At 68.9% G+C, this 13667-nt stretch carries 16 protein-coding genes; 9 read left to right on the top strand and 7 right to left on the bottom strand.

Translation table 11 applies throughout. The features are described 5' to 3' along the window. Positions 1 to 2 precede the first annotated feature (2 nt). Positions 3 to 1205 carry a DNA-processing protein DprA gene (dprA, locus tag MKL11_RS20290; protein ID WP_243946806.1) on the top strand — a complete coding sequence of 401 codons (1203 nt, stop codon included), beginning with the start codon at positions 3 to 5 and terminating at the stop codon, positions 1203 to 1205. On the opposite strand, the gene ruvX is transcribed toward dprA, so the two are convergent. Both ruvX and MKL11_RS20280 read right to left on the bottom strand, forming a co-directional pair. Then, entirely contained in the window at positions 1195 to 1689 is a 495-nt protein-coding gene (ruvX, locus tag MKL11_RS20285; protein ID WP_243946805.1) for a Holliday junction resolvase RuvX, read from the bottom strand. The genes dprA and ruvX overlap by 11 nt on opposite strands. Before the next feature lie 8 nt (positions 1690 to 1697). After that, positions 1698 to 2264, bottom strand: a complete 567-nt coding sequence (locus MKL11_RS20280; RefSeq protein WP_243946803.1) for an SMI1/KNR4 family protein — start codon at positions 2262 to 2264, stop codon at positions 1698 to 1700. 171 nt (positions 2265 to 2435) lie between these two features. On the opposite strand from MKL11_RS20280, the gene MKL11_RS20275 reads away from it, so the two are divergent. The 5 genes from MKL11_RS20275 (at position 2436) to gatB (ending at position 6552) form a co-directional block, all read left to right on the top strand. Beyond that, positions 2436 to 2576 carry a hypothetical protein gene (locus tag MKL11_RS20275; protein WP_243946802.1) on the top strand — a complete coding sequence of 47 codons (141 nt, stop codon included), beginning with the start codon at positions 2436 to 2438 and terminating at the stop codon, positions 2574 to 2576. 137 nt (positions 2577 to 2713) lie between these two features. Next, on the top strand, positions 2714 to 3001 hold the full coding sequence (gene gatC, locus MKL11_RS20270; RefSeq protein WP_243946801.1) for an Asp-tRNA(Asn)/Glu-tRNA(Gln) amidotransferase subunit GatC: 288 nt from the start codon (positions 2714 to 2716) through the stop codon (positions 2999 to 3001). A 74-nt stretch (positions 3002 to 3075) separates the two neighbouring features. Further along, positions 3076 to 4554 (top strand): Asp-tRNA(Asn)/Glu-tRNA(Gln) amidotransferase subunit GatA, encoded by a 1479-nt coding sequence (gatA, locus tag MKL11_RS20265; RefSeq protein WP_243946800.1) that lies wholly within the window; start codon positions 3076 to 3078, stop codon positions 4552 to 4554. Further along, complete coding sequence (locus MKL11_RS20260) at positions 4551 to 4850, top strand: hypothetical protein (RefSeq protein ID WP_243946799.1); 300 nt, start codon at positions 4551 to 4553, stop codon at positions 4848 to 4850. The genes gatA and MKL11_RS20260 overlap by 4 nt, the downstream gene beginning before the upstream one ends. A 229-nt stretch (positions 4851 to 5079) precedes the next feature. Next, positions 5080 to 6552 carry an Asp-tRNA(Asn)/Glu-tRNA(Gln) amidotransferase subunit GatB gene (gene gatB / locus MKL11_RS20255; protein WP_243946798.1) on the top strand — a complete coding sequence of 491 codons (1473 nt, stop codon included), beginning with the start codon at positions 5080 to 5082 and terminating at the stop codon, positions 6550 to 6552. 775 nt (positions 6553 to 7327) lie between these two features. Here the strand turns inward: gatB and MKL11_RS20250 are convergent. The 4 genes from MKL11_RS20250 to MKL11_RS20235 form a co-directional block, all read right to left on the bottom strand. Beyond that, positions 7328 to 8380 carry an HlyD family secretion protein gene (locus tag MKL11_RS20250; protein WP_243946797.1) on the bottom strand — a complete coding sequence of 351 codons (1053 nt, stop codon included), beginning with the start codon at positions 8378 to 8380 and terminating at the stop codon, positions 7328 to 7330. After that, positions 8381 to 8575 (bottom strand): DUF1656 domain-containing protein, encoded by a 195-nt coding sequence (locus MKL11_RS20245; protein WP_243946796.1) that lies wholly within the window; start codon positions 8573 to 8575, stop codon positions 8381 to 8383. It abuts the gene before it with no gap. 23 nt (positions 8576 to 8598) lie between these two features. After that, positions 8599 to 10638 (bottom strand): FUSC family protein, encoded by a 2040-nt coding sequence (locus MKL11_RS20240; protein WP_243946795.1) that lies wholly within the window; start codon positions 10636 to 10638, stop codon positions 8599 to 8601. 119 nt (positions 10639 to 10757) lie between these two features. Beyond that, positions 10758 to 11057 (bottom strand): hypothetical protein, encoded by a 300-nt coding sequence (locus MKL11_RS20235; protein WP_243946794.1) that lies wholly within the window; start codon positions 11055 to 11057, stop codon positions 10758 to 10760. 234 nt (positions 11058 to 11291) lie between these two features. On the opposite strand from MKL11_RS20235, the gene MKL11_RS20230 reads away from it, so the two are divergent. Beyond that, positions 11292 to 11927: a glutathione S-transferase N-terminal domain-containing protein gene (locus MKL11_RS20230; protein ID WP_243946793.1), complete on the top strand. Its 636-nt coding sequence runs from the start codon at positions 11292 to 11294 to the stop codon at positions 11925 to 11927. A gap of 3 nt (positions 11928 to 11930) precedes the next feature. On the opposite strand, the gene MKL11_RS20225 is transcribed toward MKL11_RS20230, so the two are convergent. Continuing rightward, on the bottom strand, positions 11931 to 12395 hold the full coding sequence (locus MKL11_RS20225) for a DUF2147 domain-containing protein (RefSeq protein ID WP_243946792.1): 465 nt from the start codon (positions 12393 to 12395) through the stop codon (positions 11931 to 11933). Positions 12396 to 12663: 268 nt separating this feature from the next. On the opposite strand from MKL11_RS20225, the gene ndk reads away from it, so the two are divergent. Together ndk and MKL11_RS20215 are read left to right on the top strand one after the other, a co-directional pair. Beyond that, complete coding sequence (gene ndk / locus MKL11_RS20220) at positions 12664 to 13086, top strand: nucleoside-diphosphate kinase (protein WP_243946791.1); 423 nt, start codon at positions 12664 to 12666, stop codon at positions 13084 to 13086. A gap of 169 nt (positions 13087 to 13255) precedes the next feature. After that, the gene (locus MKL11_RS20215; RefSeq protein WP_243946790.1) at positions 13256 to 13621 is read left to right on the top strand and encodes a hypothetical protein; all 366 of its coding nucleotides are present in this window, start codon (positions 13256 to 13258) and stop codon (positions 13619 to 13621) included. The last annotated feature ends 46 nt before the right edge of the window (positions 13622 to 13667 follow it).

The following is a 13667-nucleotide window of genomic DNA, read 5'->3' as shown; positions in this document are numbered from 1 at the left end:
TCATGCAGCTCACCGATGCCCAGCGCCTCGACTGGCTGCGGCTGATCCGGACCGAGGGCGTCGGCCCGCGCAGCTTCCGCACCCTGATCAACCGATTCGGCGGAGCGGCCGCCGCTCTCGAAGCTCTCCCGGACCTGACGAGGCGCCAGGGCCGGCGCATCGAGCCGCCGAGTTGTGCACAGGCCGAGGACGAGGTCGCCGCCCTGGCGCGCCTCGGGGGGCGCCTGCTCGCCACCGGCGAGGCGGATTACCCGCACCTGCTCCAGCGCACCGACGCGGCCCCGCCGCTCATCGCCCTGCGGGGCGATCCAAATATCCTGAACCGCCCGGCCATCGCCCTGGTCGGCTCACGCAACGCCTCGACCGCGGGCCTCGCCTTCACGGAGCGACTGGCCCGGGGCCTCGGCGAGGCGGGGCTGGCCGTGGTCTCGGGCCTCGCCCGGGGGATCGACGCGCGAGCCCATAAGGCCAGCCTCCACACCGGCACCGTCGCGGTGATGGCCGGAGGCCAGGACCGGATCTACCCGGCGGCCCACGCCGCCCTGGTCGACGCGATCCTGGGGGAGGGCGGGGCGGTGCTGGCCGAGATGCCCATGGGCTGGGAGGCGCGGGGGCGCGACTTCCCGCGGCGGAACCGCATCATCTCCGGCCTGTCCTACGGCACGGTGGTGGTCGAGGCGGCGCGCCGCTCCGGCTCGCTGATCACGGCGCGCTACGCCCTGGAACAGAACCGCGAGGTCTTCGCCGTCCCGGGCTCGCCCCTGGACCCGCGGGCAGAAGGCACCAACGACCTGATCCGCCAGGGGGCGATTCTGGTGGCCGAGGTGAGCCATGTCCTCGACGCGATCGGCCCGATCATCGAGCGCGGCCCCGATCCTGACGCCGCCCCCGCCCGGCAGCGGTCGGATCTCGCCGAGCAGCCGGATTTCTGGGACGAGATCGACCTGGAGGGACGTGCGAGCCTGCTCGACGGCGGCGCAGACCCGGATTTCGGCTTCGAAGCGCCGCCGGTCGAACCGGACGAGCCAACGGACGATCGCCAAAGAATCATCGCCCTGCTCGGGCCGAGCCCGGTCGGCACCGACGAGCTCGCGCGGAGCGCCGGGGTCGGCGCCCGGGTGGTGCAGACCGTGCTGCTGGAACTGGAACTCGACGGCCGGATCGAGCGGCACGGCAGCGGCGCGGTCTCGCTCCTCAGTCGCTGACGGAATCCGCGTCGGAATCGGCCAGGTTGCGCATCACGTCGAGGCAGCCCTGCAGGATGTAGGCGGCAGCCAGCTTGTCGACGAGCTGGCCGCGCCGCGCCCGGGAGGCATCCGCCTCGATCAGCGCCCGGGTCACCACCGCGGTGGACAGGCGCTCGTCGAAGAAAACGTGCGGGATGTCGATGATCGGCTTGAGGTTGCGCACGAACGCGCGGGTCGACTGCACCCGGGGGCCCTCGCTGCCGTCCATGTTGAGCGGAAGGCCGATCACCAGCCCGCCGACCGCGTGCTGCCGGCAGAGCGCGGCGAGGCGCTGCGCGTCCGGGGTGAACTTCACCCGCCGGATCGTCTCGAGGGGGCTGGCGATCTGCCGGCCCAGATCCGACAGGGCGAGCCCGATCGTCTTGGTGCCGAGATCGACCCCGATCAGGCGCGCGCCGCCGCGCGATCCGGCCGCGAAGGTACGGATCTCGTCGAAGTTCATACCTTCGCCTACGCCGGCCCGGCGCCTCGCGCCAGGGTGGCTTCCGAGATCCCCTCGAACCAGGCGGGGAGGGGCGTCGCACCGGGTCCCAGGACCAGGGCGGCGGAGGGTCCCGTCACCCGGGTGAAGAAGTCGACCAAGCTCTCGCCGCCGAAGCGCACCGTCTCCAGGTCGGGGGCGAGCAGCCAGATCTCGTACTCCTCGCCGCTTCCGGCGACGTCCCAGAACAGGAAGCTGCCATCCTCGCCCGCGCCAAAGAAGCAGGCGCGCTCGATCACGGCCGGGTCGCCGTCCTCGACATCGAAGCGGTGCGGCTCGCCGTTCGCTTCCAGCATCGCCACGGCATTGCCGACGCTGACGGCGATCACACCGGCCTGCGTGGCGAGATCGCTGGCCTCGAACGGCGCTGGCACGGCGATCCGGAACTGCTCGCCGGCCAGGCCGATGCCGCAGGTCTCGCAGAAGCTGCGGTAGGAGGCGGGCAGGGGGAAGCCCAGCTCCGCCGCGGCGCGGTCGAGATCAGCCGGTTGCCCCGGAAAGCCCGCCGACAGGCTCGTGAATACCTGCTCCCACATCGAATCCACTCCACCGTCCACAGCCTTAACCCTATCCGCAGATCGACCCAGATGCGCCCGGAGCGGTTCGCGATTAAGTCGGTTAATACTTCGTTAATCCACGTCCCGGGTATCGCCATGTCGACGATCGGCCAGCCCACCGCGTCCGCCCAATCCCGCCGCGGACAGATCATGACCCGCAAGCAGTGCTGGATGCTGGTCCTGGCCTTCGAGGTCCTGGTCCTCGGCGTTTCGCTGTCGGTCTTCCAGCCGGTGCGGCGCACCGGGATCCTGATCGAGATGTCGGTGACGCCGAACCACGTGGTGACCTGAACCCCTCCGGCCCGACCGGATCTCTGCCCACAACGCCGCCGAGCCGACCCCGGCCCGCGTTGCGGCGCGTCGAAGCGCAGTGCTATAGCCCGGCCCGGCGCCGGGGATGCCTCCCGGGCAGGGACGAACGGGACGGCATGTCGGTCGACGAGAAGACGGTTCGGCGCATCGCGCACCTGGCGCGGATCGCGGTCACCGACGACGAGGTCGGTCCGCTGCAGGGCGAGCTGAACGCCATCCTGGCCTTCGTCGAGCAGCTGGGCGCTGTGGACGTGTCCGGCGTCGAGCCGATGACCTCGGTCACCCCGATGGCGATGAAGAAGCGAGAGGACGTGGTCACCGAGGGCGGCCGCGCCGCCGAGATGGTCGCCAACGCGCCCGAGACCGAAGACAATTACTTCCTGGTTCCGAAGGTCGTCGAGTAGGCTGCTTCTGGCCTTCGGCGAAGCATGAATTCTGGCGGCATGCGCGCGGCGGCGCGCGCGAGGACGTGAACAGCGTGGATCCGAACGAACTCACCCTGGCCGAGGCGCGCGACGCCCTCAAGGCGAAGCGGATCTCGGCCCGCGAGCTGACCCAGGCGCATCTCGACGCGATGGCCAAGGCCCGTGCGCTGAACGCTTTCGTCCGCGAGACGCCCGATCTCGCGCTCAAGATGGCAGATGAGGCGGACCGGAAGCTCGCCAGCGGCGAAGCCCGCCCGCTGGAGGGAATCCCCCTCGGGATCAAGGATCTGTTCTGCACCGAGGGCGTCACCACCACCGCCGGCTCCAAGATCCTCGAAACCTTCGTGCCCCCTTACGAATCTGCCGTCTCGGCCAACCTCTGGCGGGACGGCGCGGTGATGCTCGGCAAGCTGAACCTCGATGAGTTCGCCATGGGCTCGTCCAACGAGACCAGCGCCTACGGCAACGTGGTCTCGCCCTGGCGGCGTAGGGGCTCCGACGCGCAGCTGGTGCCGGGCGGCTCGTCCGGCGGCTCGGCGGCGGCGGTCGCGGCGCGGCTGTGCCTGGGCGCCACCGCCACCGACACCGGCGGCTCGATCCGCCAGCCCGCCGCCTTCACCGGCACGGTGGGGATCAAGCCGACCTACGGTCGCTGCTCGCGCTGGGGCACGGTGGCCTTCGCCTCCTCCCTCGACCAGGCCGGCCCGATCGCCCGCACGGTGCGCGACTGCGCGATCCTGCTCGGCTCGATGGCCGGTCCGGATGCGCGCGACACCACCTGCGTCGACCTCCCGGTGCCGGATTTCGAGGCCGCGGTTAGCCGCGGCGTGAAAGGCCTGACCATCGGCATCCCCAAGGAATACCGAGTCGACGGCATGCCGGCCGAGATCCAGAAGCTCTGGGATGACGGCGCCGCCTGGCTGAAGGAGGCCGGCGCGACGATCAGGGAAATCTCGCTGCCGCACACCTCCTCGGCGCTGCCGGCCTATTACATCGTGGCTCCGGCCGAGGCTTCCTCCAACCTCGCCCGCTACGACGGCGTCCGCTACGGCCTGCGCGTGCCCGGCAAGGACATCGCCGGGATGTACGAGAACACCCGCGCCGCCGGCTTCGGCCGCGAGGTCAAGCGCCGGATCATGATCGGCACCTACGTGCTCTCGGCCGGCTATTACGACGCCTATTATGTGCGCGCCCAGAAGATCCGCACCCTGATCAAGCGCGACTTCGAGCAGGCCTACGCGGCGGGCGTCGACGCGATCCTGACCCCGGCGACGCCGTCTGCCGCCTTCGGCATCGGCGAGAAGGCCTCGGCCGACCCGGTCGAGATGTACCTCAACGACGTGTTCACCGTGACGGTGAACATGGCCGGGCTTCCCGGCATCGCGGTGCCGGCCGGCATCGACGGCCAGGGCTTGCCGCTCGGCCTCCAGCTGATCGGCCGGCCCTTCGACGAGGAGACCCTGTTCGCCGTCGCCCAGGTGATCGAGGATTCGGCCGGGCGGACCAAGCTGCCGGAGCCCTGGTGGGCATGACCGTCCCGTTCTATCCCTGGACGGTCTGGATCTGGGCCGCGTTCGATCCGGCGCTGATCGTGGTGGCGGTCTATCTCGGCTGGACCGCCAGCCAGTTCGGCAAGGTGTTCATCGCGGCGATCGCGGCGCTCGGCTTCTCGGTGCTGTTCTCCTGGGCGGTGAGCGCGGCCGGGATCCCCTGGCCGGCCCCGATCACCCATGACGGGCCGACCTTCTTCCCGGTGCGGGCGGTCGCCGCCCTGCTCTGGGCGATCCTCGGCTATGGCGCGCGCCGGGCGGCCGGACGCCGCGCTTGATTCTTGTCGCGCGCGGCCCGTAAGTGTTTTTCAAGAGTAGGAGAGCGGCATCCGACGCGATCCCACCTGCGACCTCATCCTGAGGTAACCGCGTAAGCGGGCCTCGAAGGAGCCCTCCCGGCTCCGCGCGATCCCTGGATCCCTCCTTCGAGGCTGCTGCGCAGCACCTCAGGATGAGGTTGTGGATCGGATCGTGCGGAGACCGCATCATATCCCGGCCCGGACGACCATGAACGCACCTGTCGACCCCAAGAAGCTCATCAAGGGCGGCCTGCACGACTGGGAGGTCGTCGTCGGCATGGAGGTCCATGCCCAGGTTTCCAGCCGGGCCAAGCTGTTCTCCGGCGCCTCGACCGAGTTCGGGGCCGAGCCGAACGACCACGTCTCGCTGGTCGACGCCGCGATGCCCGGCATGCTGCCGGTGATCAACCAGGAATGCATCGCCCAGGCGGTGCGGACCGGGCTCGGCCTCAAGGCCCGGATCAACCGGCGCTCGGTGTTCGACCGGAAGAATTATTTCTACCCGGACCTGCCGCAGGGCTACCAGATCTCGCAGTACAAGGACCCGATCGTCGGCGAGGGCGAGGTGCTGGTCGACATGCTCGACGGCACGTCGATCACGGTCGGCATCGAGCGCCTGCACCTGGAGCAGGATGCCGGCAAGTCGCTGCATGACCAGGATCCGACCAAGAGCTTCGTCGACCTCAACCGCTCGGGCGTGGCGCTGATGGAGATCGTCTCCCGGCCGGACCTGCGCTCGTCGGAGGAAGCCAAGGCCTACGTCACCAAGCTGCGCACGATCCTGCGCTATCTCGGCACCTGCGACGGCGACATGGAGAAGGGCTCGCTGCGGGCCGACGTGAACGTCTCCGTGCGCCGCCCCGGCGAGCCGCTGGGCACCCGCTGCGAGATCAAGAACGTCAACTCGATCCGCTTCATCGGCCAGGCGATCGAGACCGAGGCGCGCCGCCAGATCGCGATCCTGGAAGATGGCGGCTCGATCGACCAGGAGACGCGCCTGTTCGACCCGGGCAAGGGCGAGACCCGCTCGATGCGCTCGAAGGAAGAGGCGCACGATTACCGCTACTTCCCCGATCCCGACCTGCTGCCGCTCGAATTCGACCAGGCCTATGTCGACGCCCTGGCGGCCGGCCTGCCGGAGCTGCCGGACGCCAAGAAGGCCCGGTTCGTCAAGGATTATGGTCTCTCGCCCTACGATGCCGGCGTCCTCGTGGCGGAGCGGGCCTCGGCCGATTACTACGAGGCGGTGGCCAAGGGCCGGGACGGCAAGGCCGCGGCCAACTGGGTGATCAACGAGCTGTTCGGCCGCCTGAACAAGGAGGGCCTCTCGATCGAATCGACGCCAGTCTCGGCCGACCAGCTCGGGGCGATCGTCGACCTGATCGGCGAGGGCGTGATCTCCGGCAAGATCGCCAAGGACCTGTTCGAGATCGTCTGGACCGAGGGCGGCGACCCGCGCGCCCTGGTCGAGAGCCGCGGCATGAAGCAGGTCACCGATACCGGTGCCATCGAGGCTGCCATCGACCAGATCATCGCGGCCAACCCCGACAAGGTCGCCCAGGCCAAGGAGAAGCCGACCCTGCTCGGCTGGTTCGTCGGCCAGACCATGAAGGCGACCGGCGGCAAGGCGAACCCGGCAGCGGTCAACGCGCTGCTCAAGGACAAGCTCGGGATCGCCTGAGCCGCGCTCGGATCGCAACACGACGAGAGCCCGCCGCGGCCTTGCCGGGCGGGTGATGGTCGATCAGGTCCTGAAAGAAGAAACCGCGGCGGAAGCGGTGCAAAGCGGGGCCTTTCGCGCATTCGAAGACGGGCCATCGCGTGGCCGCTTCTGCGCCCCTGGGGCCGCTTCCGTCCGGTTGTTCGTTTGCTGCCGCTGGATCCCGGGCCGAACCTGTCCCAAAACCGTCTAAGCGGCGTCACGCTGCGGTGGAGTCATCCCTGTCTCCTCCAGCTTCGAAAGACCGATCAGGACCAGCACATCTTCGACATGCCCGGTATTGATCCGGTCCGTGTCCGCTGTCGCTGAACACATCCGAAGACTGCGCCGGCTTCGGAGTCGCGTCAACACGGAAATTCCGGCCACGCTCGCTTTTCTCTGATCTCGCCCGGCAGCACCGCACCGCGGTATCGCCGGCGCAAAGACTTGTGACGATCCGCACGGCGTCGCAACAATTCGTATCGTGTGCGTCCGGATCGGCCACGCTTTACTTGCTGGCACCGATGTTGTTCTCGACCAGAAACCGGATGCCGATTGCGAAGGATTCGTCCGTGTCGCCGCGCAGGTCGACGCTGTAGACCTTCTCGGGGGCCGCCAGGGACGGGCCCGTCCGCGAAGGACGGGGCGGCTGCGCAAGATACGGTCCGGAACACGGCCGTCTCCTCGGCGGCGCGTTTCTCGGCGCCGGGCAGCGCCAACGCGGCAAGTCCCGGCAACGTCCCGGACCGGCTCGGTCTCAGTGCCGCTCCGCTTCCTGCGTGCCGGCGGTGCTGTTCGTCAGCCCCGAGACTCGGTTGCGCAAATCCATGAACCACGTCGGCATCGGCGCCCGCCCGTCGCCCACCACCACGGTCGCGGTCATGCCGGCCACCAGCGGCACGTCGTCGGGCTTGTGGTCGATACGGACGCGCACCGGGACGCGCTGGGCCAGCCGCACCCAGGTGTAGACTGGGTTCACGTCCGGCAGGCCCTGTGTGCTCGCCGCGGCATTGGCTGTCGAGATGCCGAGGGTGATGCTCTCGACCGACCCGGTGAGATGCGGAGCGTAGCCCATCAGCTTGATGTCGGCGGCGTCGCCGACATGAATGTTGGCCATCTTGGTCTCCTCGAAATAGCCGTCGATCCAGAACGAATCGGTATCGACGACGCTGATGTTCGAGGTGCCGGTGCGGGCATAGTCGCCGACCCGCATCAGCAGGTTGGTCACCCGGCCGTTGACCGTGGACTTCACCTGGGTCCGTTCGAGGTTGACCTGGGCCTGCCGCAGCTGCGCCTGCGCGCTCTCCAAGGCCGCCGCCGCGATCTTGGCGGTTCCGGCGTATTGCTGCTTTTCCTCCACCGAGGTCGATACGGTTGTGAGCGCTTGCCGCCGGGCGGATTGCGCGTTCTTCACCTGAAGGTCGGCCTCGCGGTTCTTCACCTCGGCATCCGCCGAGGTGACCGCAACCTCGAAATCGACCGGGTCGATCACGTAGAGCAGATCGCCCTTGTGGACGGACTGGTTATCCTGGACGCGCACCGAGACGATCTGTCCGGAGACCTGCGGGGCGATGTTGGCGACCTGGACGCGGACGCTGCCGTCCCGGGTCCAGGGCGCCGCGACGTAGAATTCCCAGACGAACGCCGCCGCCACGAAGGCGACGAGCAGGATCACCCCGGTGGCGGCCAAGCGGAAGATCTTCGCCGCGCGGCTTCGGCGTGCGGTCAGCGGTGGCGGATCGGTTCGATTGGCGGCCTCCTCGCGGGAAGCGGCCTTGGGATCGTCCTCGTCTGCGGTGGTGGCGGGCATCTAGATGAACGCGATCAGGAGGGCGAGGACGCAAACGTAAATTCCGGCCTCGGCGAGCGGCGCGTTGGCGACGTAGCGGCTGAAGCGGATGTAGGCGAAAACCCGGCGCAGTCCGAGGAGGATCACGAAAGCGGCGAGCGCATAGGCGACGAAGGAGGAGATCAACACCCCGCCGATATGGATGTCCTGGTACATGCCGGCCCGAACCAAATCCTGCGTTAGAATAGCGCGACGTCGAGTCGGCGAAGGAACCGCCGATGACGCGCGATGGTTCGCGCCGCCGTCACCAGATCGCTCGCGGCCCGCGCCGTGGTGAGCCGCACGATCCGGTCCTGCCGCGAGGCCACCCGGATCAAGTCCCGGGCCCCGGTCTCGAGGGCGCGGTCATCGCCCGCGGCCAACGCGGACCGGCCCTGCCGGATCGCTTCCCGCAGCGGCTCGACCGGCCAGAGCCGGCGCAACTCGGCATGGGCGCGCGCGGCTGCGGCTTCGAGCCGGGCCAGCGCGAAGGCATGCGAGAGGCTGGCCCGGCGCACAGCCCCGCTGCCGGAACTGTAGCCCGCAAACTGAAACAGGCGGTCGGCGTTCAGGCTGGTGCGGGTCGTCGCGTCGCCGCCTTCACCGACCAGCGCATCGGCCAGGGCGCGCTGAGCGGAATCGAGCGCATAGACACGTTGCCGCGCGGGGGTGACCGGTAGGACGAGGCGCACCACGATCGACAGGATGATGGCGGCGACAACCACCAGGAAGGCGTTCAGCAGGAAGGTCTGCGCGTCGTAGCTCTGCGGGTTGGAGGGGCCGAGCAGCACCGGGAAGAACACGATCAGGATGAAGCCGATTCCGAAGGTCTTCGGATTGAGCGACAGGAAGCAGCCGAGGAAGATCACCGGCGCCATCACGATGGCCAGCATAGGGAAGCCTTGGACCCCGTCGAGGAACACGAAGCGGGCAATACCCGCGAAGGTCGCCGCCAGGGTCATCCCGATCACCACGCCGTTGGCGAACTTTTTCGGATCCGGCGTCACCGAGGACAGAGCCGCGGTGGCGGCGACCTGAACCAGCGCGAAGGACGCCTGCGGCAGGCCGAGCGCCACGAAGGCGCCTGCCGTGATGGCGAAGCCGATCGCCACCCGCAGGGCCCCGCGCAGGGCGACCGGGAAATCCCGTTGGGTCGGCAGGGATGTGTCGCGCAGGGGTTGATGGCCATCGGCCACGGCCCGGATCCCATCCTGCGCGAAGGTCGCCGCGCAGACCACGTCGAGGGCGCGCTGAAGCACCACGACCTCGTCGAGGGGCCGCTTGCCGTCCCGGATCGCGGCGTCGACGAGGTCGCGCAGGCGTTCATCGTCCCGCTCGAGGGTATCCGAGTCGGGATCGTCCGCGACACGGCCGCAGATCCGGAGCGCTTCCTCGACCGCGGCGCTGCGTGTTCGCAGGCAGGCAGCGGCCACTGCGACCGCGCGAATCGCCGCCGCCAGGACGTAGAGCGCCGCGATGCAGCTGCGCGCGCCCGCCGCCCGCCAGGGCCCGTCGTCGAGTTCGCCGGCGATCGCGCTGGCATCGGCCCGCATCGGCGCGATGGTGCGGATCAGCGCGGCGGTGCGGGAGGCGCCGAGATCGCCCTTGTCGAGGGTCTCGCGCGCATACGCCCGGGTGTCGTCCCAGGCCTTGCCGAGCTGGGGTAGCAGCGACCGCCACGTGCTCGGAGAGGCGAGGGCGTCGTTGATGAAGGTGATGACGAGGATGCCGAGCACGATCACGGCCACGCGGGAGACCGCGGCGTCGAAGGTGCCCTGCGGCTGGTCGATCTGGCCCAGCGCGATGATCGCCACCGTGTAGCCCGACAGCATCGCTCCGTAGGCGCGGGTGTCCTGAAGGTACTGCGCGGTGAACACGCACAGGCCCATCCAGACCGTGAACGAGACCAGCAGCAGGACCCGGTCCTGGCCGAACAGGGACATGAACACGATCGACACCACGGCGCCGATCAGCGTTCCGAGCAAGCGGTAGACGGCCTTCGAGATCGCCTGCCCGCGCTTCGGCTGGGCCAGGATCGCCACGCAGGTCGCCGCCGACGAGGCGCTGTCGAGCTGCAGCCAGAACGCGGCGGCGAGCGCCAGCATCATGGCGATCCAGATCCGCAGGGCGAACGCCCAGGCCGCGGGCTTCGGCACCCAAGCGTCGAGGAAGCCGATCAGGCGGTCGGTGATCGAGGCGACAGGCCGAGCTGAGCCCGCGGCGGCCGAAGCCTCAGCCATGTCGCACGCGAGCCGCCAACGACCAGGACACCCGCCGATCCATCATCTCCGCGCCGGTTCCCGCCCAAGCCTCTTCCAAAATCGGAAACGAACGAGAAGCGCGGCGGTTCGCCTGGAAATCAGGCTTTATCGCCGCCCTTCAAGCGCTTATTGCAGCTGCTCCAGAATTGCGGCCATTTAGGTCCCTGCGCGGTCTTCTGTGCGTCGGTCAGCCCGCGCCACTCCGCACCGCACGTCTTCTGCCGCTCCCGCGCGGCGCTCTGCCCGGGGCTCGGAATCTTCGCGGCGGGCGCAGCCGGCGCGGCGGCTGGCGCCTCGCTCGCGGCCGGCGCTTTCGCAGGCGTGTCCTTGGCCAGGAGCGGCTGGGCCACGAGAAGCGGAGCGGCGAGCACCGCGATCCGCACAAGACGGTCGAACATCGAGAATCCCCCCGGAATCGCAACGGTTCCGGGCCGCGATCTCACCGCGCACCCACGCGGCAGGCAAGAGCGTGCCGGCTTTCGCCAACAGGTGATGGCCGCCCTCTCCGAAACGTGAGCCGTGCACGCACGGCGCCCTTGAGCGCGGCCGGGAAATCGTCTTCACTGCCGGGATTGTCCGAGATCGGCGGGGATCGCCGCGCCGTCGTGCGATCGGTCGAGGAGCAGATCACGATGGCAGCGGTGTCCGGGCGGCCGATCGACGTCCATACCTGGAGCACGCCGAACGGCTGGAAGATTCCAGTGATGCTCGAAGAGTGCGGTTTGCCGTACCGGGTGGTCCCGGTGAACATCGGCAAGAACGAGCAATTCGCGCCCGACTTCCTGGTTGTCTCACCGAATAACAAGATCCCGGCGATCGTCGACCCGGACGGGCCGGGCGGGCAGCCGATCACGGTGTTCGAGTCCGGCGCCATCCTGCAATATCTCGGGCGCAAGACCGGCCAGTTCTACCCGACGGACGAGCGCGCCCGGGTCGCCGTGGACGAGTGGCTGTTCTGGCAGGTGGCCGGATTCGGCCCGATGCTCGGCCAGACCCACCATTTCAAGATCTACGCACCCGAGAAGGTGCCCTACGCCATCGAGCGCTTCACCACCGAGGCCAATCGCCTCTACGGCGTCCTGGAACGGCGCCTCGAGGGCCGCGACTATCTCGCGGGCGACTATTCCATCGCCGACATCTCGACGCTGACCTGGGCCAAGCTCAACTTCAAGCAGGGCGTCGATATTGCCGCCCTGCCGAACGTGTCGCGCTGGCTCGAGACCGTCCTGGCGAGGCCGGCCGTGCAGCGCGGCCTCGCGGCGATCTGAGCCTCAGTTCTTGTTGGCCGCCTGCTGGTTCACGTCCGGCACGCGAGTCCAGGTCTGGGAGCCGCACAGAACCTTGAGCATGCAGCCCGAGACGCTGAGTTCGGCCTCGCTCTCGCGCTCGAGGCTCACGGTGTAAACCTTGCCCTCCTCGATGTTGTAGAGTTCACCCGTGAACTTCTCGTCGTCCGGCTTCAGGCCGTCGATGAGCTGCAGGCCGATCACGGGGCGGCTGCGCTTCTTCGGATCGGGGTTCTTCAGGTCGGTCTTGGCTGCGCCGTTCTCGGCGGTCGGCGCCTTCAGCCAGACGACCTTGCCGCAGACGAGCTTCTGACCGGGGCCGCAGCGGTCGATCCGGATCTTGGCGCGGCCGTCGCCGGTGAGCCAGGTACCGGACGGATCCTTCCCGGTATCGGCGGCGGCGGCCGAGAGGCCGGCGAGGAGGAGGGCGGCGCTGAGGGCGAGGCGCATGGTTCGTCTCCGAATTTAGGGCACCGAGGGCGCCTGAGAGGTGGACGAAGTCGGCTTGAGGCGAGAGAGCCGTCGCAATCAGGCGATTTTTCGGCGGTGTTGCGGCAGCGCCACGGCCACGCTTGTTCCATCCCAGCGTCGAGGCCGCTTGAGGCCCGGTAGGGCGCCCGCTATAAGCCTGCCGCGGAAGCGAAATTTTCGCGTCTGAGATGCGCCCGTCAGCCCGGGGCGCACCCGCCGCCTTTTCCACAGACAGACCGGACAGACCATGGCCACCGAGCGCACCTTCTCGATCCTCAAGCCCGATGCCACCCGGCGCAACCTGACCGGCGCCGTGAACGCGGTGATCGAGGAGGCGGGCCTGCGCATCGTCGGCCAGCGCCGCATCCGCCTGACCCAGGAGCAGGCCGAGACGTTCTACGAGGTCCACAAGGAGCGGCCGTTCTTCGGCGAGCTCGTCAGCTTCATGACCTCCGGCCCGGTGGTGGTGCAGGTGCTCGAGGGCGAGAACGCGGTGGCCAAGTACCGTGAAGTCATGGGCGCCACCAACCCGGCTCAGGCTGCAGAGGGCACGATCCGCAAGCGGTTCGCGGAGTCGGTCGGCGAGAACACCGTGCACGGCTCGGACAGCGCCGAGAACGCCAAGATCGAGATCGCGCAGTTCTTCAAGGATTCCGATATCGCCGCCTGAGGCGGGAACCGGGGTGGCGGGTCGGGCACACCGGCTCGCCATCCTGACGCGGCGCACCCGGCGGCACGGCAAATGCCGCCCGGTGTGGCCGGCCCGTCATTGACGGATCGCAGCCCGAAGGCGACCAACGGTCAAGGTTACTCAACCTCAGCCCTGGACCGCCAAGACCATGACGATGCGCCGCCTGCCCCTGCTGATCGCGACCGGCCTGATCGCGATCGGCGCGACCGCCGCCCTCGCGGGCGGATCCCCGGCCCCGTTCCAGCAGTACGAGCCGGATCCGGCGCTCAAGACCGCCACCAAGGCCAATCTCGAAGGCCGGGTGCGCCACGCCTGCACGATCGTCCAGGCCCGCCTGACCAGTGCCCCCGAGGCCTCCCTGGAGCGCCCCTGCGGTTGCTACGCCAAGCAGACCCTGCGCAGCCTGGACGAATCCGAGATCGAGGCCTACCGGGCCACGGGCTATTTCAACGATTCCGCCCGCGCCAAGGCGCTGTCGGCGCTGGACAGCTGCAAGCTGCAGCGGCCGGTCTAACATCCGGGGCGCCGCCCCGGACCCTGCCGAAGGGACTTGTCCCTTC

The sequence above is a fragment of the Methylobacterium sp. J-077 genome (assembly GCF_022829365.1).
Taxonomy (GTDB): Bacteria; Pseudomonadota; Alphaproteobacteria; order Rhizobiales; family Beijerinckiaceae; genus Methylobacterium.
This window is presented reverse-complemented; position numbering and strand designations above follow the sequence as displayed.